We start from the raw sequence: 19000 nt of genomic DNA, 5'->3' as shown, positions 1-19000 counted from the left end.
GCCCGGGGGCGGCAACTCACAGGCTGAAGGGGGCCAGTTTCTTGGGCACCGCCACATTATCCAGGGTGACGTACTGGGGCAGGCCGTTCTCGTAGGGAGGGTAGTCCTCGCCCTGGATCAGGGGATAGAGGTAGTCACGGCACTTGTCGGTGATACCAAAGCCATCCGCGCTGATGAAGTCCTTGGGCATGAACTTCTCGACGTTCGCCACCTCCGACAGGGGCGCCATGCCGATCTCCCAGACGTAGGGCGAGGAGGACTTGCGCACCACGGTCGGCATGATGGCGCTGTGGCCGGCGATGGCGTACTCGACACCCGCCTTGCCTAGGGCATAGGCCTGCTCCACGTCGGACTTGGCGCCCAGGTGGCGGGCGGCGCGCTGGAGATAATCCGCCACCGCCCAGTGGAATTTGTAGCCGAGGGCATCCTTGACCAGGTTGGCCACCACCGGGGCGGCGCCGCCGAGTTGGGCGTGACCGAAGGCATCGCGCGTCCCTTGCTCGGCCAGGAAGCGGCCATCGGGCCAGTGGCAGCCCTCGGAGACGCAGATGGTGCAGTAGCCGTACCGCTCGACGTTGGCCTTGACCGCCGCCAGGAAGCGATCCTGGTCGAACTCCACCTCGGGGAAGAGGGTGATGACGGGCATGCCCTGATCCGCCACCAGGGCACCGGCCGCGGCGATCCAACCCGCGTGACGCCCCATCACCTCGATGACGAAGACCTTGGTGGAGGTGGCGCACATGGAGCGCACATCGAAGGATGCCTCCAGGGTGGAGGTGGCGATGTACTTGGCCACCGAGCCGAAGCCGGGGCAGTTGTCGGTGATCGGCAGGTCGTTGTCCACGGTCTTGGGGACGTGGATGGCCTGGACCGGATAGCCCAGGGCCTCGGAGAGTTGGGAGACCTTGTAGCAGGTGTCGGCGGAGTCGCCGCCGCCGTTATAGAAGAAGTAGCCGATATTGTGGGCTTTGAAGACCTCGATGAGGCGATCGTACTCGCGCTTGTTGGCCTCCAGGCTCTTGAGCTTATAGCGGCAGGAGCCGAAGCCGCCGGAGGGCGTATGGCGCAGGGCGGCGATGTGGGCGGCGGACTCCTTGCCGGTGTCGATCAGGTCCTCGGTCAGGGCGCCGATAATGCCGTTGCGGCCGGCATAGACGTTGGCGATCTGGTCCGGATGCTGGCGGGCCGTCTCGATGACGCCGCAGGCGGAGGCATTGATTACGGCGGTAACGCCACCGGACTGGGCATAAAAGGCATTCTTCGCGGTCATGATTTCCCCTCGTTGTTTCTCGTCTCGTTATGAACTTGCCCTTCGTCACGACGCGGGGCAATGAAAATGATAGGCGCCGCCAGGCTGCCTAGCGTCAGCGTCGGCGGCCGGGCGACGACTGACCTGGCAGGTCCCCCCGCTGCTCGGCGGTATAGTCCGCTTGGGCCTGGAGCAGGGAGACGGCGCATTCGGACAGGTCGTCGTATTCGTCCACCCCCGTACCCATCTGCTGGTGGACCCGGTAGAAAAACTGGCATCGATAGCGGCGATCACCGGATTTGAAGATGACGAAATTACAGCCGTCATCCGTGTTCCAGAACATGACCGGACAGGAGGTCAGTTCGCGGTCCGAGGCATGGAGGCGGATCTCGGCATCCGCCAGCTTGATCTCCATCTCGCGGCCATAGCGTTCCCGCAGCGTGGTCTGGACCATCCAGCGTTCGGATTCGGTGATGTCGGGGATCTCGGCCATAAGCGTATTTTCCGTGATCAATGCGGTGGGCCGGGGCGCGGCCTCGCCAATGGGTTCTAAAGGGTACCGGAAGCTGGCCAGGGCTCCCAATCCAAAACATGGATGCCGGAATGGAATCTCCTGATCATGCCCGCAGCCCCGGTCAGCGTCGCGCCAACCGCGGTAAATCCTCCCCCAGGCCCAGGGCCTGCTCAATGAAGGCCCGTTTGAGGAACGGCGAGCGGTCGGCGACGGCCAGGCCGGCGCCACGGGCCGCCACCAGCAGGGGGTTGCGGTTGCCGAAGAGCCGCTGGAAGGCCTCCATGACCCCCAGCATGCGCATATTCTCGCCCCGGCGGGCGCGTTCGTAGCGGCGCAGGGTCCAGAGGCCGCCGATATCCCGGCCCTTGGCCAGGGCCTCGGCGAGATTGTCCGCCAGTTGGGCGGCATCCAGAAAGCCGAGATTCACGCCCTGGCCAGCCAGGGGATGAAGGGCATGGGCGGCGTCGCCGATGAGGGCGAGGTGGGGCCGGACATACTGATCCGCGTGCTGGAGGCGCAGGGGGAAGGCCGCGCGGCGGCCAATGGCGGTGACGGCGCCCAAGCGCCGCTCGAAGGCGGTCTCCAGCTCCGACCGGAAGGCGCTATCGTCCAGGGCCATGAGTTGGCGAGCCCGGTCCTCGGTCGCCGACCAGACGATGGAGCAGCGGCCATCCGCGAGGGGCAGGAAGGCCAGGGGCCCGGTGGGCAGGAAGCGTTGCCAGGCCGTCTGCCTATGGGGCTCGGTGACCCGGACATTAGCGACAATGGCCTGCTGGTCGTAATCCCAGCCCGAGGTCGTAATGCCCGCCCGGGCGCGCGCCCAGGAGTCGCGCCCATCCGCGCCCACCAGCAGGCGGGCGGCGACACAACGGCCGTCGGTCAGATCCAGCAGGGCCCGGTCCCCGGTCAGGGTGAGACGGAGGCCGCGAGCGGGGCAGAGCAACCGGATATCCGGCGCCGCCTCCAGTCGCTCCCAGAGGGCAAGCTGGGTGACGCGATTCTCGACGATGTGGCCCAGATCCGGCTCGCCGAAATCGGCGCTGTCGAAATGGATGCTGGCGCCACCCACGGCGTCCCAGACCCGCATCTCCCGGTAGGGACTCATGCCCAGTTCCCGCATCCGGTCCCAGGCCCCCAGGCGCTCCAGGAGGCGCTGACTGGCGCGGCCCAGGGCGGAAACGCGTAAATCGATTTCCCCCACCGGCCAGGCGCGGCAGGGCTCCCGGCCCTCCGCGACGACGATCGTCAGGCCCAGACCGGAACAGGCCGCGGCCAGGGCCGCGCCCACCATGCCACCTCCGACCAGGAGGAGATCGCATTCGAGATCCGGTGTTTTCATAGGGGCAGTCCTCGGGCCAGCCGGGGCAGATGCCCGGCGGTGCCCATGAAACGCTGGGCGAGGGCATGGCGCGCCCCCGGCAACAGATCCAAGGCCAGCAGCCCCAGGTCACGCCCCAGGCGCAGGGGCGGCCAGGGGTTGACGAAGAGATGGGCCAGAAAATCCGTCGCCAGGCCCGTCCGGTCCTGGTCGTCGCCCCGCGAACGCTGGTAGGCCTCCAGAGCCTCCGGGGCGCCGGGATCGGCGCCGGCGCGCACCCGGTCGGTGACGATCTGGGCCAGGGCCGCCAGGTCGCGCAGGCCGAGATTCAGGCCCTGGCCCGCCACCGGATGCAGGGTGTGGGCGGCATTGCCGATGAGGACCAGGCGCTGGCGCACCGGATGGGATGTCAGCAGCAACTTGAGGGGGTAGGCCAGCCGCCGTCCGGGGCGAGCGAGACCGCCGAGTCGGTAGCCAAAGCGGGCCTGGAGGCGGTCGAGGAAGGCCTGGTCATCCAGCCCGAGTATCCCCGCCGTCTCCGTCTCCCGGGCCGTCCAGACCAGGGAATAGCGCCCCTCGGTCATGGGCAGCAGGGCCAGGGGGCCCGTGTCCGTGAAGCGTTCGAAGGCGACGCCGGGTTGGGGCCGGTCCGGGGTGAGGGTGGTGATGATGGCGTCATGACCATAGCCGCGCTCCAGGGCCTCAAAGCCCAGGCGCTTGCGGATGGCGGAATCGCCGCCGTCCGCCGCCACCAGCAGAGCGGCGCTCAGGAGTTGAGATTCGCCGCCACTCGCCACCTCCACTTCGACGCCCCCCTCCTGGAGATGAAAGCCCAGCAGACGGGCCGGACAGAAGACCGCGACGCCGTCCATCCGGGTCTGGATGGCCTGGGCGATGAGTCGGGCCGGGGCCACGTAACCCAGGGCCGGAACCCCTTCCTCGGCCGCATCCAGGTGGGCAAAGCCGAAGTGGCCCCGATCGGAGATATGAACGCGACGAATGGCCTCGGCATCCGGGGCCAGGTCTGCCCACAAGCCCATTGCCTCCAGGATGCGCCGGCTGCCCCAGGACAGGGCCAGAACCCGCTCGTCATAGCTGGGCTGGCTCCGGGCGGTGGTGGCCAGCGACTCCACCAGGGCCACCCGCAGGCCGGCGCGCCCCAGGGCGCAGGCCAGACTGCCCCCCACGAGCCCACCGCCGACGATGATCAGATCGTATTTTGTCGCTGTCATCTCGCTTACCGATCGTTTTCCGCGCCTAACCGCCCATCCAGGCCTCGATCTCCGCCACCGATTTGGGGGCATCGCGGGACAGGATCTCGTGACCCTCCGCCGTCACCACCAGGTCGTCCTCGATGCGGATGCCGATGCCCCGGAAGCGCTTGGGCGCCTCCTGGCGGGTCGGGGCGACATAGAGTCCGGGCTCCACCGTCAGAGCCATGCCCGGCTCGAAGCGCCGCCAGTCGCCATCGCGCTTGTATTCGCCGACGTCATGCACATCCATGCCCAGCCAGTGGCCGGTCCGATGCATGTAGTAAGGCTTGTAGGCCTCCTCGCGGATGAGCTTGGGCACCGCCTTGCGCCCCCCCGCCAACAGGCCCAGATCCACCAGGCCACGGGTCAGGGTCTTGACGGCGGCCTCATGGGGCTCGATCCAGCGATTGCCCGGCACCACCTTGGCGATGGCCGCCGCCTGGGCGGCCAGGACCAGTTCGTACAGCTCCCGTTGTGGCGGGCTGAAGCGCCCATTGACCGGGTAGGTACGGGTAATATCGGAGGCATAGCCGTCCAGTTCGCCACCGGCATCGATCAGCACCAGGTCACCCTCCCGCAGGCGCTCGGCGTTGTCCGCGTAGTGAAGGACGCAGGCGTTAGCGCCGCCACCGACAATGGGCGGATAGGCCTGGAAGCGCGCGCCGCCCTCGGCGCAGGCGCGGGTGAATTCGGCCTCCAGCTCGAATTCCCAGCGCCCCGGTTGGCAGAAGCGCATCACCCGGCGGTGGGCTGCGGCGGAGACCCGCGCGGCGCGGCGCATCAGCTTGATCTCGGTCTTGTCCTTGATCAGGCGCTGCTCGTGGAGCAGGGCCTCGAGACTGACCAGGGCCCGTGGGGCGCTCACGCCAGCGCGCACCTGGGCCCGCAGCTGCTGGATCCAGCCCATGACCTTGAGATCCAGGTCGGCCTCCCGGGCCAGGGGATAGTGGAGTTGGTCACGATCCGCGAGCAGCTTGGGCAATTCCTCGTCCAGGGCGGCGATCGGATGGGCCTGGTCGGCCCCGTAAAACCTGATGGCCCCCTCGACACCGGCGCGGGCACCCTCCCAGACCTCCTTTTCCGGGTCGCGGGGCCGGCAGAAAAGCACTACCTCGCCCTCCTTGCGACCGGGGATCAGGGCCAGGAGGGCCTCGGGCTCGGGGAAGCCAGTCAGGTAGGTAAAATCGCTGGCCTGGCGATAGGGGTAATGGGTGTGGCCATTACGCACCTGCTCCGGGGCCGTGTTCAGGATGGCCACCCCTTCCCGACCGATGGCGGTGAGCAGGCGGTGACGCCGGCGCTGGTATTCCGCCAGGGGGATGGCGGGCGCCAGGGCCGGTGATTCGGCGGTTGCCTGGGCGAGAGACTTGTTGCTAGCCATGGCTTCAGCCCCTCGCGCGTCCGGTTTCTTCATGAAGTAAGCGGGCGGCGACCCAGAGGAACTCCCGCAGTTCCATGAGGGCGCCCTCCTCCTCGTCCCCCGCCGCACTCCCCTCCAGGCCATCAAGACCCTCCAGATCCAGCCGGGTGATCTCCATCAGGTCGCCGAGAATCTCCCGGGCCTGATCCGAGAGGACCTCGGCCTTGAGGCCTGCCAGGCCCAGGCCGAGGATGAAGCCCCGAGCCCAGTCGTACAGTCCCTCCGCCCGCTCGCGCAGGGGGGAATCCTCCTCGGGCAGCACCAGGGTCAGGGCCAGATCCTCCCCCTCCATCTCGGCACGCACCCGGTCCGCCAGGGTCCGCAGCGACGGCGGGAGGTCCAGCGGCTGGAGGCCCGGCTCGCCCTGGGTGAAGAGTTCGCGGCCCCAGAGGGTCTCCGCATCGTTTGCCCCGGCACACAGGAGTCCGCACAGCAGGCCGTGCGCCTCGGCGGGGGAGGCGTTCAGGGTCGATTCCTCGAGCCCCTGGACAAGCTCGCTATAGGCGTAATCCGAGGTGGCGGACATGGGGATGATGACGATTTGGGCTAAGAGTGCAAGACGGGCGCATCATATCATGAGCCGGCGGGCGTCTGGCCGGGATCGGGGCAGGGGCTTCCACGGACGGATGCCCGATTGACCCTGGCGGTTGAGCCTTTTATAGTGCGCCGGTCATATCTCGGAAGCTGAACCGTGAGCCATTTCGATATCGAAACCCTTGAACGGCAAGTGGATGAACTCATCCAGATCTGCAACCGCTTGCGCGAGGAAAATACCTGGCTGCGCGCCCGTCAGGTCACCCTGGGGGAAGATCGCGCCCAACTCGTCGAGAAGACGGAACTCGCCCGCAGCAAGGTCGAGTCCATCATCTCTCGTCTCAAAACCATGGAGGACGATTTGTGAAACAAGAACAAGTCCCGGTCACGGTGCGCATCCTCGATAAGGAGTATCGGGTCGCCTGTAGCCCCCAGGAGGAGGAGGGGCTGCTGGAATCCGCGCGCCTGGTGGATCGTCGCATGCGCGAGATGCGTCAGTCTGGCCGCATTGTGGGCCCCGACCGCATCGCCGTTATGGCCGCCCTGAATATTGCTCATGAGCTGATCCAGTTCCGTCAACATCAGGCCGTTCCTGGCGCCAACGCCGACACCAGCCGGCTCTCGATCATGCAGCAGCGCCTGGCCGGCACCCTGGATACGCAAAGGGGGCTAGACCTGGAGTCAGAAAGCGTATAGCCTTGCAGTCAGACATTCCCTGCGGTGTTCGAAGATGGCCTGGGTATTTTCTTGAGCCTATTCATCGCCCTGGGGGCATGACCGTGGAGCCGTTGCGCATGTCCGCCTCGAGCGGGAAGCCTGAAGCGAAGCCGACTGTCCCCACTTGAACCTACCGGTTCAAGAACAAAGGCCTTGGCGGCACAGGCGGGGAATGTCCCCCTTCACTACCTCATCATGATTGCCATTCCCGAATTGCGACGGCGCTTGCGCGACGAACGTCGTCGCCTATCGAATGCCAGCCAGCGGCAGCACGCCCAACAATTGGCCCTCATCCTGGGCAGACACCCTGTATTTTTGCGCGCCCAAAATATAGGTGGCTACTGGGCGGGCGATGGCGAAATTGACCCGGCACCCTTGCTGAAATCCGCCCAGGCCCGTCACAAGTCCTGTCACCTGCCGGTGCTCAGGCCTCACCCCCGGCGTAAGCTCTGGTTTGTCCGTCACGCGATCGGCGATCCCTTGCGGGCCAACCGCTACGGCATCCCCGAGCCCAACCTGCGTAACGGCCGCATTCGTCCGCCCTGGGCCCTCGACCTGCTGCTGCTGCCCCTGGTGGGCTTTGACGCCGACTGCAACCGCCTCGGCATGGGGGGTGGCTACTATGACCAGACGCTCGCCTACCTGAGCAGCCGCACCCACTGGCGGCGTCCCCTCCTCGTGGGCCTGGCTCACGAGTGCCAGCGGGTCGCACGGCTTGAGGTCCGCCCCTGGGACATCCGGCTGGACATGGTCGTGACGGAAAAGAGGATCTACTCCTGGCACATTAGCTAAGTTTCTGCTTACCGGGCCGGGTGGTGTCTGGCGGGGGACGCCGTGAATACATCCCTGTAGGCTTGGCGACAGCATCCCTGCTGTCGACACCCCCGCCAGCCCCCACCCGGCCCTCTGGTGACATGCTGGCGAGTGACGAGCGCTCCCCTTCTGGCCGCCCGCGCCAAGCCCTGAACTACCTGGTGGCTGAGCCCCGGGGAGTTCAATCCTCGCTGCCGGCCCCCGCGAAGATGCGGCAGGCGGGGTTATCGGTCTCGTCCCAATAGCGATAGCCCAGGCCATCCAGCCGCTGGATGAGCTCGGGACGTTCCGGGGTGGCAACCTGCAACCCCATCAGCACCCGCCCGTAGGCGGCGCCATGATTGCGGTAATGAAAGAGGCTGATGTTCCAGCGCCGCCCCAGACCGGTCAGAAAGTTCAACAGGGCACCGGGGCGCTCGGGGAATTCGAAGCGCACCAGCATCTCGTCGGCGAGGCCCTGGGCATGGCCACCGACCATGAAGCGGATGTGGAGCTTGGCGGTCTCGTTCTCCGTCATGTCCACCACCCCAAAACCCTTATCCCCCAGCCGGGCGAGGAGCTCCCTGCGCTCCTCGTCGCCCCGCCCCAACTCGACGCCCACGAAGACCTGGGCCCGCCGCCGGTCGGCATAGCGGTAGTTGAACTCGGTGATCTGGCGCTTGCCCAGGGCGCGGCAGAATTCCAGGAAGCTGCCGGGCCGTTCCGGGATCTCCACCGCCAGCAAGGCCTCCCGGCGCTCGCCGAGTTCAGCGCGCTCGGCGACGTGGCGTAACCGGTCGAAATTGATATTGGCCCCGCTCTCGATGGCGACCAGGTTCTGGCCCTGGATGCCCGTCGTCTGGACATGGCGTTTGAGCCCCGCCAGGGCCAGGGCCCCCGCGGGCTCGGCAATACCGCGGGTATCGTCAAAAATATCCTTGATGGCGGCGCAGATCTCGTCCGTGCTCACCAGAATCACCTCATCCACCCGCCCCCGGGCGACGCGGAAGGTCTCCTCACCGATCAGCCGCACCGCCACGCCGTCGGCGAAGAGCCCCACCTGGGGCAATTCCACCCGCTGGCCGGCGGCCAGGGCGCTATGGAGGGTCGGGGCATCCTCGGGCTCCACGCCAATCACCTTCACCTCGGGCCGCACGTACTTGATGTAGGCCGCTATCCCCGCGATCAGGCCACCGCCGCCCACGGGCACATAGACGGCGTGCAACGGCTGGGGGTGCTGGCGCAGGATTTCCATGCCGATGGTGCCCTGGCCGGCGATGACATCCGGGTCGTCGAAGGGATGGATGAAGGCCAGGTTACGCTCGGCCGCCCAGATCAGCGCCTGGGCATAGGCCTCGTCGTAGGAATCGCCATGGAGCACGGCCTTGGCACCGAACCCGCGCACGGCCTGGACCTTGATGGGGGGCGTGGTCCGGGGCATGAGGATGGTGGCCTGGACCCCCAGCCGCGCCGCGCCCATGGCGACTCCTTGGGCATGATTGCCTGCCGAGGCGGTGATCACACCGCGATTCAGGGTCTCTTTGTCCAGGTTGATCAGCTTGTTATAGGCGCCGCGCAGCTTGAAGGAAAAGACCGGCTGCAAGTCCTCGCGCTTCAGCAGGACCTGATTGCCCAGGCGCCGCGACAGGCCCTCCGCCTTTGTCAGGGGGGTCTCCCGGGCCAAGTCATAGACCCGTGCCCGCAAGATCCGTTCGATATAGTTATCAGCCATTTTGTCATCTTACCCGCAAGCCGACGCCCTGGGGAGGACTTGCTATCATGACGGGATTTTCAACCAGCAGACGAGGAGAAACCATGATGACCCAAGACGAGATGAAACGCCTGGCCGCCGAGGCCGCCCTCGATTATGTGCAGGGGGGCTTGGTGGGGGTGGGCACCGGCAGTACGGTGAACCACTTTATTGACTTTCTGGCCAAGATCAAGGACCGGATCGAGGGGGCCGTCTCGAGTTCCGAGGCCTCGACCCAGCGCATGGAGGCCCTGGGTATCCGGGTTTTCGATCTCAACGAGGTCGGCGGCCTTTCCCTCTATGTGGATGGGGCCGACGAGGCCAACCATCGCCTCGAACTGATCAAGGGCGGGGGCGGCGCACTCACGCGGGAAAAGATCGTCGCCGCCGCTAGCGACAGATTCGTCTGCATCGCCGATGAAAGCAAACTCGTGGAGGTTATGGGCCACTTCCCCTTGCCGGTGGAGGTCATCCCCATGGCCCGGAGCTACGTCGCCCGGGAATTGGTCAAGCTGGGTGGTACCCCGGCCTGGCGCCAGGGCCTGGTGACCGACAATGGTAACGTCATCCTGGATGTGGCTGGCCTGGCCATCCATCAGCCCCGGGAACTGGAGCAGCACATCAACAACATCCCCGGCGTGGTCACCGTGGGCCTCTTTGCCCTGCGCGGGGCGGATGTCCTGATTCTGGGAACGGCGGCGGGGGCGCGGCGGCTGGAGCCGGTTTAGAGCCGGCATTTTCAGCACCACGGAAAACGGGGCCCGAAGGCCCCGTTTACTGATCCCGGGGGATCAAGTCGGGCTTAGAAGCTGTGCATCATGCCAAGCTGGAAGCCCTGCCAATCGAGACTGTAGTTCTCAACGCCAATGCCGTAAATGTCACCGTTCGCGTCGTATCTACCGTAGGCCAGGCCCACCTCATCCTGGTCATTACCGGAATAAAGCATGAAGGCCTTGGTACGCTTGCTGAAGTTGTAGTCAGCACCAACCGCCCAAGTCTGCCATTCATACGAATCGAAAGGAGCGGCCAAACCATCCAGTTCCGCCTGGCCATACATGGCTTTCAGGCCCACGTTGCCAAAGTTATAGCCCGCTTGAATCTGCCAGAGATCATTCTGAACGTCATCAACGAAGTAGCCACCATCCCAGTTCTCGTAGATACCGGTCAGGCTGAAGCCGTTCCAGTCGAGAATGCCCAAGCCAACGCGAACCTTGTTCCATTCGGAACCATTATAAAAAGGACTGTCGATCTGTTCGTCAGTGTACCCGGCGAGCGCCTCGCCCAGGCTTTCATAGGCCAGACCAGCGTACCAAGGGCCGTTCTTATAGATGGCCGCCAGGGAATAGGCTTCCGCTATGCTGTCGGCATCGTTATTGAACGCACCAATAGTCGTCGCACCACCGCCGGCATGCACCGCACCCGCGAACTGAAAGCCCGAGAAGCTGGGGCTGATGTAAGCAATGACATTGTCGGCGCGCAAATCCTGGAAGCCAACCGTGTTGTTGTTGTCCGCCATGGTGTCGGCGAAGAGGTCCAGAGGTCCGGTGGAGATCTTCAGCGGGGTGTCGTGACGACCCGCCAGGACAGTACCGAAGTTACCGGCCAAACCGACAAAGCTATTACGCATGGTAACAGGCTCGTTTCCGGTGACAGCCGTATTTTGGGTGTCCGTCAGGGAAATACCGAACTCAACCTGGTAGATCGCCTTGATACCGTTACCAAGGTCCTCGGAACCCTTAACACCAATACGGCTGGCCGGGCCCTGGGGGGTAGGAATGAAGGGGTTGGAAGTAAAACCTTGGTGCCGTTATTGCCGCTCAGACCCCAACCCTCGAAACCCTTGTTAAGGGGGTTCAGAAAACCAATTGTGCTATCGATTGCTTGGGGGAAGCGTTGATTAAACTGATCCTGAGTAATGATGCCCCGACGAACGAGGTCCACACCCTCGGCGAAGATGGCTCGGAAATCACTGTCATAGTTTTGGATGTTTACGACATTGCCCATGCTCAGGGTATGGTCCTGATCCATGTAATCAATGGCGACATTCAACTTGCCGTACAGGATAGCGTCGGCAGAGGCGATGGCGGGCGCGGCCAGGGCGGCGGCGACGGCCAGGGTAACGAGTTTCTTGTTCATGGTGTTCTCCACTGTTGCTGATTTGCCAGTATTGACTGCTGAAAAGCGATACGCGTTATGCGTGTGAGGAGAATGATAGACCACGGAGGGACAGGGCGCAACAGTTTTTTCGAAAAAGATACAGTTCGGGCATCTGTTGCGTTTTTAGCACAAGATGCGGGCCATTAGTGCTTAATCTATTGTTTTTATGAAATATTAAATTCAATGACAGGCCCCGGTCAGTCCCCGAAGGGACGCGACGGGGGGAATTTTTTTATCCTGGAGCCCGAAAGCTGGCCCCCCGAGGGGGAAAATCACCTTAGGGCGTTGCGTGGACGCCACGACCACCTTTTTGCTCATCGGCGCCCACCAGCCCCTCCCGGGGCAGCGGGGTCCATGACGATTGGACCTCAGACGCAGAAAGGCCCGCTGGAAGCGGGCCTGGGTTTGGCTGGGGGACGAGGATTTGAACCTCGGTTAACGGAGTCAGAGTCCGCTGTCCTGCCGCTAGACGATCCCCCAAGGGGCGAACGGCGGGTGGCTTTTCTCTATCGGGAGCAAGCCACCTGGGCGGTCGCTAAAACTTAACGCTTGCTGTACTGAGGACGCTTACGGGCCTTGCGCAGGCCCACCTTCTTGCGCTCGACCTCGCGGGCATCGCGGGTGAGGAAGCCGGCCTGACGCAAGGGACGACGCATATTCTCGTCGAAATCGACCAGGGCGCGGGCGATGCCATGACGGATGGCGCCAGCCTGGCCCGTGTTACCACCGCCGGTAACGCTCACCTTGACATCGACCCGGTTCAGCATGGAGACCGTCTCCAGGGGCTGACGAACCACCATACGGGCCGTCTCGCGGCCAAAAAAGGTATCGAGCGGACGGTCGTTAACGGTGATCTTGCCAGAGCCAAGGCTCAAATAGACCCGCGCGGCGGAACTTTTGCGACGGCCGGTGGCGTAATGAATTTGCGACATGGGCTAATCCTGATCCTTTAGAAGTCGAGCGGCTTGGGCTGCTGAGCGGCATGCGCATGCTCGGGACCCGCATAGACACGGAGCTTGGTGAGCATGGCGCGCCCCAGGGGCCCGCGCGGCATCATACCCTTGACGGCATGATTAATGACCCGCTCCGGCGCCTTGACCAGCAACTTCCCAAGGTTGATGGACTTGAGGTTGCCGATGTACCCGGTGTGGTGGTAGTAGATCTTGTCCGCGAGTTTGTTACCCGTCACGCGGATCTTCTCGGCGTTGACAACCACGAGGTAGTCACCGGTGTCCACATGGGGGGTGTAGCAAGGCTTATGCTTGCCGCGCAGCCGGCGCGCCAACTCGGTGGCAAGTCGCCCGAGGGTCTTGCCCTCGGCGTCGATCAGGTACCACTCGCGGCGGACCTCCGCGGGCTTGGCACTCACAGTCGTCATGTCCGTTGCTCCAGGGCCTGGAAAAGGGTCGGTTCGAGAAAGACGGCGGATGTTACAGGACGCCGCCCCGGTTGGCAAGGGGACGAGAGACCTGACCTGAAACCCGGGGCCGAGCGGCCCGGCAACCCCGCTCTAAATACGCGGGCCGGAGGCGCGGCGCCCGGGCCCTCATCCCGGGAGCCGCAAGCGCTCGACGACCTGGCCGCCGATGAGGTGGCGCTGCAGGATCTCCTCCAGGTCCTCGCGATCGACGTAGCTATACCAGACCGCCTCCGGATAGACGACGATGACGGGGCCCAAGTCGCACCGGGCCAGACAGCCCGCGCTGTTGATCCGGACGCCACCCTCCCCGGCGATGCCGACTTCCTTGGTCCGCCCCTTGAGGTAATGGCGCAGATCCTCGGCGCCACACTGGGCGCAGCACTGGCTTCCGTCCTCGCGACGGTTGAGACACATGAAGACGTGATAACGGTAGTAGGACATGATGGACCTCGCCTCCCCGGCTGAACCCTGAACGGGGTAACAGGTTACCATTAGCGGCCGGCGAAGAAACCTCCCGTGGCGCCCCTAGCCCGCTCGACGGGACAACGACCTGCCCGGAACCGCCCAGCCCCAGCCACTTCACACGCACCACTTGAACCCGCCTTGAACCCAGCCGACATCCCCAGGCACCTGGCCCACACCGCCGACCGCTGCGTCCGCTGCGGCCTCTGTCTGCCACATTGCCCCACTTATCGGGAGGCGCGCCAGGAGGCCGAATCCCCGCGCGGGCGCATCGCCCTGATCCAGGGCTGGGCCGAGGGTGAACTGGGTGCCTCGCCGCGTCTCCTCGATCACCTGGACAATTGCCTGGAATGCCTGGCCTGCGAGCGGGCCTGCCCCACCCTGGTCCCCTTCGGCAACCTGATGGACCAGGCCCGCGCGGCCCATTGGCGCTCGGCCCCCGCCTGGCGGCGCATCCCGCATGCCGCCTGGCTCGGGGCCCTGGCCAGCCGTGCCGGGGTCACCCTCGCCGTCGGGTGCGGGCGTCTCTATCGGGGCTCCGGTCTGGCGCGCCTGGCGGCATGGGGCGGTATCCGCCGCTGGCCAAGCCTGGCGGCCCTGCATCGCCTGGCCATCCAGTTCGAGCGACTGCCCCGCCTACCGGCCTCCCCACCGGCACGGCCCGCGGCGGGGGAGCGCATCGGGCTGTTCCTGGGTTGCATCGCCCGCGCCGCCCAGCCCGGCGCCATCGAGGCCAGCCTGCGGGTTATGCGTCGCCTTGGCCTCCCGATCGAGGTTCCTGACGACCAGACCTGTTGCGGCGCCCTGCACCGGCACAACGGTCTGCCCGAGGGGGCCGACCAGCGGCTGAGGCGCAACGCGGCGGCCTTTGCCGGCTTGACACCCGTGGGTCTCGCCAGCGCCTGCGTGGCGGAACTGCGCGGCCATCCGCCCCTTGGCGACAGCCAGGAGCTCTGCCGCCTGTTGGCCGACCGGGACTGGCCCGCGACGGTGCGCCTGGCCCCCTTGCCGCAACGGGTCGCGGTCCAGGTCCCCTGTTCCCAGCGCAACCGGCTGGGGGATGAAGACGCGGCCTTCGCCCTGCTGCGCCGCATCCCCGGCATCAACCTGGTCCCGCTGCCCGACAACGCCTTTTGTTGCGGGGCTGCCGGGACCTACCTCCTGCAACGCCCCGTCCTGTCCCGCACCCTGCTGGCCCCCAAGATCGCCAGCCTGGCCGCCCTGGAGGTCCCGATCCTGATCACGACCAACACCGGCTGCGCCCTCCACCTGGCCGCGGGCGCTCGCGAGGCCGGGCTACGGATCGAGGTGCTCCACCCGGTGGAGCTGATCGACCGTCAAATGCGTCTCGGCTGATCAGGGCGGGCTGGCCGAAGAGGAGTCCAGACGCCCAGCTATCCCGGGAAATGGACTCTGGGCCGGGCCGATGGCGGGGACCAGCCCTCCCCTGTGCCGGAAGGATGCGGTAGGCTATGGCCCATCAGCGCCGGGGCCCAAGGTCGGCCCCTGGCACACCCCTTGCCGAGAGACGCCATCACCGCCATGAACACCCGTGATTACACCCCGCTGGATCGCTTGCTGATGGGCCTGGACCAGGGGGTGCGCACCCTCTTCGGGCCGCCCCTGGTCACGGAGCGCCCCAGTCCCGCCGCCGGTCTCCCGGATACGGAACTGGGCGAGCGGGAACGGCGCCATGTGGCGCGCCTGATGCGCATCAACCACACGGGGGAGGTCTGTGCCCAGGGCCTTTACCAGGGTCAGGCCCTCACCGCCCGCCTGGAGGAGACGCGCGCCAGCATGGCCCGTTCAGCCCAAGAGGAAAACGATCACCTGGACTGGTGCGAGCGCCGCATCAAGGAACTGGGGGACCGCAAGAGCCTGCTCAATCCCCTCTGGTATGCCAGCTCCCTGGCGATCGGCGCCGCCGCCGGTCTGGCGGGGGACAAGTGGAGCCTCGGGTTCGTGGTAGAGACGGAACGTCAGGTGGAGAACCATCTCGAGGGGCACCTGGCGGAGGTGCCCACCGATGACCTCAAGACGCGGGCCATCCTGGAGCGGATGAAGGCGGACGAGATCCACCATGCCGAACTGGCCCAGGCCTCCGGCGGAGCCGAATTGCCGGTCCTGGTCAAGCTCGCCATGAAGCTGACCGCCAAGGTCATGACCGGCACCGTTTACTGGATCTGACGGGGCCGGCTAAGGACCCACCGGCGCGATTTATGGCCCCCCCTTGCGGGGGAGGGCTGGGGAGAGGGGTTATCGTTCTCAGGCCGCGCGGATTTCGAAGTCATGGGTAAGCTGGGCGGTTGCCCCCAGCATGATGGAGGCGGAGCAATATTTCTCGGCGCTCAGGGCGATGGCCCGCTCGACGTGTTTTTCGCTCAGATTCCTGCCGGTCAGGACAAAGTGGACGTGGATGCGGGTGAAGACCTTGGGGTCCTCCTCGGCCCGTTCGGCCGCCAGTTCCACCTCGCAGCCGGTCACTTCCTGACGGGCCTTGCGCAGGATGGAGAGGACATCGAACTCGGTGCAGCCCCCCATGCCGAGCAAAAGCAGTTCCATGGGCCGAGGGCCCAGATTGCGGCCACCATGATCGGGTGGACCATCCATGACCAGGGCATGGCCGCTGGGCGATTCCCCGACCATGGTCACCCCATCCAGCCATTTAACGCGTGCTTTCATATCAGCCTCTTGAGTTTGAGGGTGGGGGGCCCCGTCAGGGCTCGGCGAACAGGCGACGCAATTCCGCCCCGGGGTCGTCCGCGCGCATAAAGGCCTCCCCGACCAGGAAGGCATGGACGCCTCGGCCGCGCATCCGGGCCACGTGGGTGCGATCGAGAATACCGCTCTCGGTGACCAGGAGCCTCCCGGGCGGGATGGCATCGATCAGTCCCAGGGTGGTGTCCAGGCTGACCTGGAAGCTGCGCAGATCGCGGTTGTTGATGCCGATCAGCCGTCCGGGCAGGGGCAGGGCCCGCTCCAGTTCCGCCCGGTCGTGGACCTCGATCAGGACATCCATGCCCAGTTCCAGCGCCAGGGTGTTCAGGTCCCGCATCTGGGCATCGGTCAGGCAGGCGGCGATCAGCAGGATGCAATCCGCCCCCAGGACCCGGGCCTCCAGGACCTGGTAGGGGTCCAGGATGAAGTCCTTGCGGATGACGGGCAGGGCGCAGGCGGCGCGGGCCTCCTGAAGGTAGGCGTCACACCCCTGGAAAAAATCCACGTCGGTGAGGACCGAGAGACAGGCCGCCCCGCCGCGTTCGTAGCTTCGGGCGATGTCGGCGGGATGGAAATCCGCCCGCAGGATGCCCTTGCTGGGGGAGGCCTCCTTAATCTCGGCAATCACCGCTGGCTGCCCGCTGGCTGCCCTGGCCCACAAGGCATCGGCAAAACCCCGGGGTGGAGAGGCACCCGCCACCTCCGCCTCCAAGGCTTGAAGGGGCCGGCGCTGGCGGCACTCGGCCACTTCCACCACCTTGCGGTCCATGATCTTCCTGAGGATGTCCGGGATCTCGGCCATGGTTTGCGCGTCAATCCGGGGCTTAGGCAAAGGCTTGGGTCAGGGCCACCAGCCGTTCGAAGCGGTGGAGGGCCTCGCCGCTGTCGATGGCCGCCCCCGCCCAGCGCACCCCCTCCGTCAGGCTGTCGGTGACACCGGAGACATAGATCGCCGCCCCGGCATTGAGGAGCACGATATCCCTGGCCGGTCCGGGCTGGCCATCCAGGACGGCCTTGAGCAGCATCAGGCTATCGGTGGGACCGGTCACCCGGATGGCGTCCAGGGGAGCGCGCGCCAGGCCATAGTCCTCGGGGCGCAGGGTGAAGCGCAGGATCTCCCCCTCCTTGAGTTCGGCCACCTCGGTGTTGTCGCCAATGCTGATCTCGTCCAGGCCATCGCGGGAATGGACGACCATGACATGATGGCTGCCCAGGCGTTGCAGGACCTCCGCCAGGGGAATCAGCAACTCCTCGCTGAAGACGCCGAGGACCTGATTGGTCACACCCGCGGGGTTGGTCAAGGGCCCCAGGATATTGAAGAGGGTCCGCACCCCCAGTTCCCGGCGCGGGGCAATGGCGTGTTTCATGGCGCCATGGTGGCCCGGGGCAAACATGAAGCCGACCCCGCAGTCGCGCACGCACCGGGCGACCTGGGCGGGGGTCAGGTCCAGCCGGACGCCCGCCGCCTCCAGGACGTCGGCGCTGCCGGACCGGCTGGAGACCGAGCGGTTGCCGTGCTTGGCCACGTGACAGCCCGCCGCCGCCGCCACGAACATACTGGCGGTGGAGACGTTGAAGGTACCCGCGCCATCACCGCCCGTGCCGACGATGTCCACCACCCGGCCCAGGCTGGCGGGCCCCTGGCGCGGCCGCTCCAGGTCGAGGGTGCCATCGACGATGTCCACCGCGTCCTCGAAGTCATGCAGGTCCACCGGCGTGGCCAGTGCCCGCATGACGGAGGCGGCGGCGGTGATCTCGGTGACCGTCTCGCCCTTCATGCGCAGGGCCACCAGGAAGCCGGCGATCTGCGCCGGGGTCGCCCCGCCGGTCATGATGAGTTGCATGACGGCGGTCATCTCGGGGTGCGTCAGGTCATGGCGGTCAATGACCTTGGCGATCGCCTGCTTGATATCCACGACTGTCATCCTCCTAAGTTGTCACTAGCGGTCGACGCGGGGTCACGGGACCGACAGGGCATGCTCACCTCGAATAGGGCGCGCGCCGCCATTACCGATCTTCCAGGAAATTGCGGAGTAACTCATGGCCTTGCTGGGTGAGAATGGATTCCGGATGGAATTGCACCCCCTGAACCGGCAGTTCGCGATGGCGCAAGCCCATGATCTCGTCGCGCTCGCCCGCCGGGGTAAGGGTCCAGGCCGTCACCTCCAGGCAGGCGGGCAGGGTCGCGGCCTCCACCACCAGGGAGTGATAGCGCGTGGCCTGGAAGGGCTGGTCGAGCCCGGAAAAGACCCCCGTATCGGCATGATGGATGGGGGAGGTCTTGCCGTGCATGACCTGGCGCGCCTTGACGACCTGGCCCCCAAAGGCATGGCCGATGGACTGATGCCCCAGGCAGACGCCCAGGATGGGCACCCGCCCGGCGAACGCGCGGATCAGCGGCACCGAAATGCCCGCCTCCATCGGCGTGCAGGGCCCCGGGGAAACCACGATGCGCTCCGGTCCCAGGGCCGCCACGCCCGCCAGGTCGATCTCGTCGTTACGATAAACCCGTACCTCGACCCCCAGCTCCCCCAGATACTGAACCAGGTTGTAGGTAAAGGAATCGTAGTTATCGATCATTAGCAGCATTCAGCGCCCAACCTTTTGTTTTTGCTTGCGGGAAAAGAACTCTTGATTGGATAATGCCCCCAGGGGCATCCCAATTTCCCGGGGGCCCGCTGGCCGGGACCAGCCTG

At 65.7% G+C, this 19000-nt stretch carries 21 protein-coding genes, 1 tRNA gene, 1 other RNA gene and 1 pseudogene; 7 read left to right on the top strand and 17 right to left on the bottom strand.

The features are described 5' to 3' along the window. Window positions 1-16: 16 nt before the first annotated feature. The 6 genes from IPN92_03735 to IPN92_03710 all read right to left on the bottom strand — a co-directional run bounded on the left by IPN92_03735 (window position 17) and on the right by IPN92_03710 (window position 6280). On the bottom strand, window positions 17-1270 hold the full coding sequence (locus IPN92_03735; protein ID MBK8637422.1) for a 6-phosphofructokinase: 1254 nt from the start codon (window positions 1268-1270) through the stop codon (window positions 17-19). A 94-nt stretch (window positions 1271-1364) separates the two neighbouring features. Then, the gene (locus IPN92_03730; GenBank protein ID MBK8637421.1) at window positions 1365-1742 is read right to left on the bottom strand and encodes a hypothetical protein; all 378 of its coding nucleotides are present in this window, start codon (window positions 1740-1742) and stop codon (window positions 1365-1367) included. A 142-nt stretch (window positions 1743-1884) separates the two neighbouring features. Beyond that, window positions 1885-3102 carry a UbiH/UbiF/VisC/COQ6 family ubiquinone biosynthesis hydroxylase gene (locus tag IPN92_03725; GenBank protein ID MBK8637420.1) on the bottom strand — a complete coding sequence of 406 codons (1218 nt, stop codon included), beginning with the start codon at window positions 3100-3102 and terminating at the stop codon, window positions 1885-1887. Continuing rightward, window positions 3099-4313 (bottom strand): 2-octaprenyl-6-methoxyphenyl hydroxylase, encoded by a 1215-nt coding sequence (gene ubiH, locus IPN92_03720; protein MBK8637419.1) that lies wholly within the window; start codon window positions 4311-4313, stop codon window positions 3099-3101. Before ubiH ends, IPN92_03725 begins: the two co-directional genes overlap by 4 nt. Before the next feature lie 25 nt (window positions 4314-4338). Further along, a complete protein-coding gene (locus IPN92_03715) occupies window positions 4339-5655 on the bottom strand; it encodes an aminopeptidase P N-terminal domain-containing protein (protein ID MBK8637418.1) in 1317 nt (438 codons plus the stop codon). Between the two features lie 64 nt (window positions 5656-5719). Then, window positions 5720-6280, bottom strand: coding sequence for a UPF0149 family protein (locus tag IPN92_03710; GenBank protein ID MBK8637417.1), 561 nt, complete (start codon window positions 6278-6280; stop codon window positions 5720-5722). Window positions 6281-6445: 165 nt separating this feature from the next. Between IPN92_03710 and IPN92_03705 the strand changes: the two genes are divergently transcribed. The 4 genes from IPN92_03705 (at window position 6446) to IPN92_03690 (ending at window position 7797) form a co-directional block, all read left to right on the top strand. Next, a complete protein-coding gene (locus IPN92_03705) occupies window positions 6446-6655 on the top strand; it encodes a TIGR02449 family protein (GenBank protein MBK8637416.1) in 210 nt (69 codons plus the stop codon). Further along, on the top strand, window positions 6652-6984 hold the full coding sequence (locus tag IPN92_03700; GenBank protein ID MBK8637415.1) for a cell division protein ZapA: 333 nt from the start codon (window positions 6652-6654) through the stop codon (window positions 6982-6984). The genes IPN92_03705 and IPN92_03700 overlap by 4 nt, the downstream gene beginning before the upstream one ends. 13 nt (window positions 6985-6997) lie before the next feature. Then, a non-coding RNA gene (ssrS, locus tag IPN92_03695) (6S RNA) lies at window positions 6998-7181 on the top strand. A gap of 19 nt (window positions 7182-7200) precedes the next feature. Next, window positions 7201-7797, top strand: coding sequence for a 5-formyltetrahydrofolate cyclo-ligase (locus IPN92_03690; protein MBK8637414.1), 597 nt, complete (start codon window positions 7201-7203; stop codon window positions 7795-7797). Between the two features lie 202 nt (window positions 7798-7999). On the opposite strand, the gene ilvA is transcribed toward IPN92_03690, so the two are convergent. After that, the gene (gene ilvA / locus IPN92_03685; GenBank protein MBK8637413.1) at window positions 8000-9529 is read right to left on the bottom strand and encodes a threonine ammonia-lyase, biosynthetic; all 1530 of its coding nucleotides are present in this window, start codon (window positions 9527-9529) and stop codon (window positions 8000-8002) included. Window positions 9530-9615: 86 nt separating this feature from the next. On the opposite strand from ilvA, the gene rpiA reads away from it, so the two are divergent. After that, complete coding sequence (rpiA, locus tag IPN92_03680; protein MBK8637412.1) at window positions 9616-10275, top strand: ribose-5-phosphate isomerase RpiA; 660 nt, start codon at window positions 9616-9618, stop codon at window positions 10273-10275. A 74-nt stretch (window positions 10276-10349) separates the two neighbouring features. Here rpiA and IPN92_03675 read toward each other — a convergent pair whose 3' ends face one another. The 6 genes and pseudogenes from IPN92_03675 to IPN92_03650 all read right to left on the bottom strand — a co-directional run bounded on the left by IPN92_03675 (window position 10350) and on the right by IPN92_03650 (window position 13568). Beyond that, window positions 10350-11324: a porin gene (locus tag IPN92_03675; GenBank protein MBK8637411.1), complete on the bottom strand. Its 975-nt coding sequence runs from the start codon at window positions 11322-11324 to the stop codon at window positions 10350-10352. Window positions 11325-11563: 239 nt separating this feature from the next. Further along, window positions 11564-11683: pseudogene (locus IPN92_03670) on the bottom strand (porin). A 427-nt stretch (window positions 11684-12110) separates the two neighbouring features. Then, window positions 12111-12184: transfer RNA gene (locus tag IPN92_03665), tRNA-Gln, on the bottom strand. 62 nt (window positions 12185-12246) lie between these two features. Continuing rightward, the gene (rpsI, locus tag IPN92_03660; protein ID MBK8637410.1) at window positions 12247-12636 is read right to left on the bottom strand and encodes a 30S ribosomal protein S9; all 390 of its coding nucleotides are present in this window, start codon (window positions 12634-12636) and stop codon (window positions 12247-12249) included. Window positions 12637-12653: 17 nt separating this feature from the next. Beyond that, a complete protein-coding gene (gene rplM / locus IPN92_03655) occupies window positions 12654-13082 on the bottom strand; it encodes a 50S ribosomal protein L13 (GenBank protein MBK8637409.1) in 429 nt (142 codons plus the stop codon). A gap of 168 nt (window positions 13083-13250) precedes the next feature. Beyond that, window positions 13251-13568: an NAD(P)H-dependent oxidoreductase subunit E gene (locus tag IPN92_03650; protein ID MBK8637408.1), complete on the bottom strand. Its 318-nt coding sequence runs from the start codon at window positions 13566-13568 to the stop codon at window positions 13251-13253. 159 nt (window positions 13569-13727) lie between these two features. On the opposite strand from IPN92_03650, the gene IPN92_03645 reads away from it, so the two are divergent. Both IPN92_03645 and coq7 read left to right on the top strand, forming a co-directional pair. Then, entirely contained in the window at window positions 13728-14942 is a 1215-nt protein-coding gene (locus tag IPN92_03645) for a (Fe-S)-binding protein (protein ID MBK8637407.1), read from the top strand. A 186-nt stretch (window positions 14943-15128) separates the two neighbouring features. Continuing rightward, entirely contained in the window at window positions 15129-15773 is a 645-nt protein-coding gene (gene coq7 / locus IPN92_03640) for a 2-polyprenyl-3-methyl-6-methoxy-1,4-benzoquinone monooxygenase (protein MBK8637406.1), read from the top strand. Between the two features lie 78 nt (window positions 15774-15851). Here the strand turns inward: coq7 and IPN92_03635 are convergent, their stop codons facing one another. The 4 genes from IPN92_03635 to IPN92_03620 form a co-directional block, all read right to left on the bottom strand. Continuing rightward, window positions 15852-16268, bottom strand: a complete 417-nt coding sequence (locus IPN92_03635) for an OsmC family protein (protein ID MBK8637405.1) — start codon at window positions 16266-16268, stop codon at window positions 15852-15854. Window positions 16269-16302: 34 nt separating this feature from the next. After that, a complete protein-coding gene (trpC, locus tag IPN92_03630) occupies window positions 16303-17106 on the bottom strand; it encodes an indole-3-glycerol phosphate synthase TrpC (GenBank protein MBK8637404.1) in 804 nt (267 codons plus the stop codon). A 22-nt stretch (window positions 17107-17128) separates the two neighbouring features. Next, window positions 17129-18220, bottom strand: a complete 1092-nt coding sequence (gene trpD, locus IPN92_03625) for an anthranilate phosphoribosyltransferase (protein MBK8637403.1) — start codon at window positions 18218-18220, stop codon at window positions 17129-17131. A 91-nt stretch (window positions 18221-18311) separates the two neighbouring features. Next, a complete protein-coding gene (locus IPN92_03620) occupies window positions 18312-18893 on the bottom strand; it encodes an aminodeoxychorismate/anthranilate synthase component II (protein ID MBK8637402.1) in 582 nt (193 codons plus the stop codon). Between the last annotated feature and the right edge of the window lie 107 nt (window positions 18894-19000).

The organism is Chromatiaceae bacterium (assembly GCA_016714645.1).
Taxonomy (GTDB): Bacteria; Pseudomonadota; Gammaproteobacteria; order Chromatiales; family Chromatiaceae; genus M0108.
The sequence above is the reverse complement of the archived record's forward strand: the minus strand, read 5'-3'. Positions and strand labels throughout refer to the sequence as shown.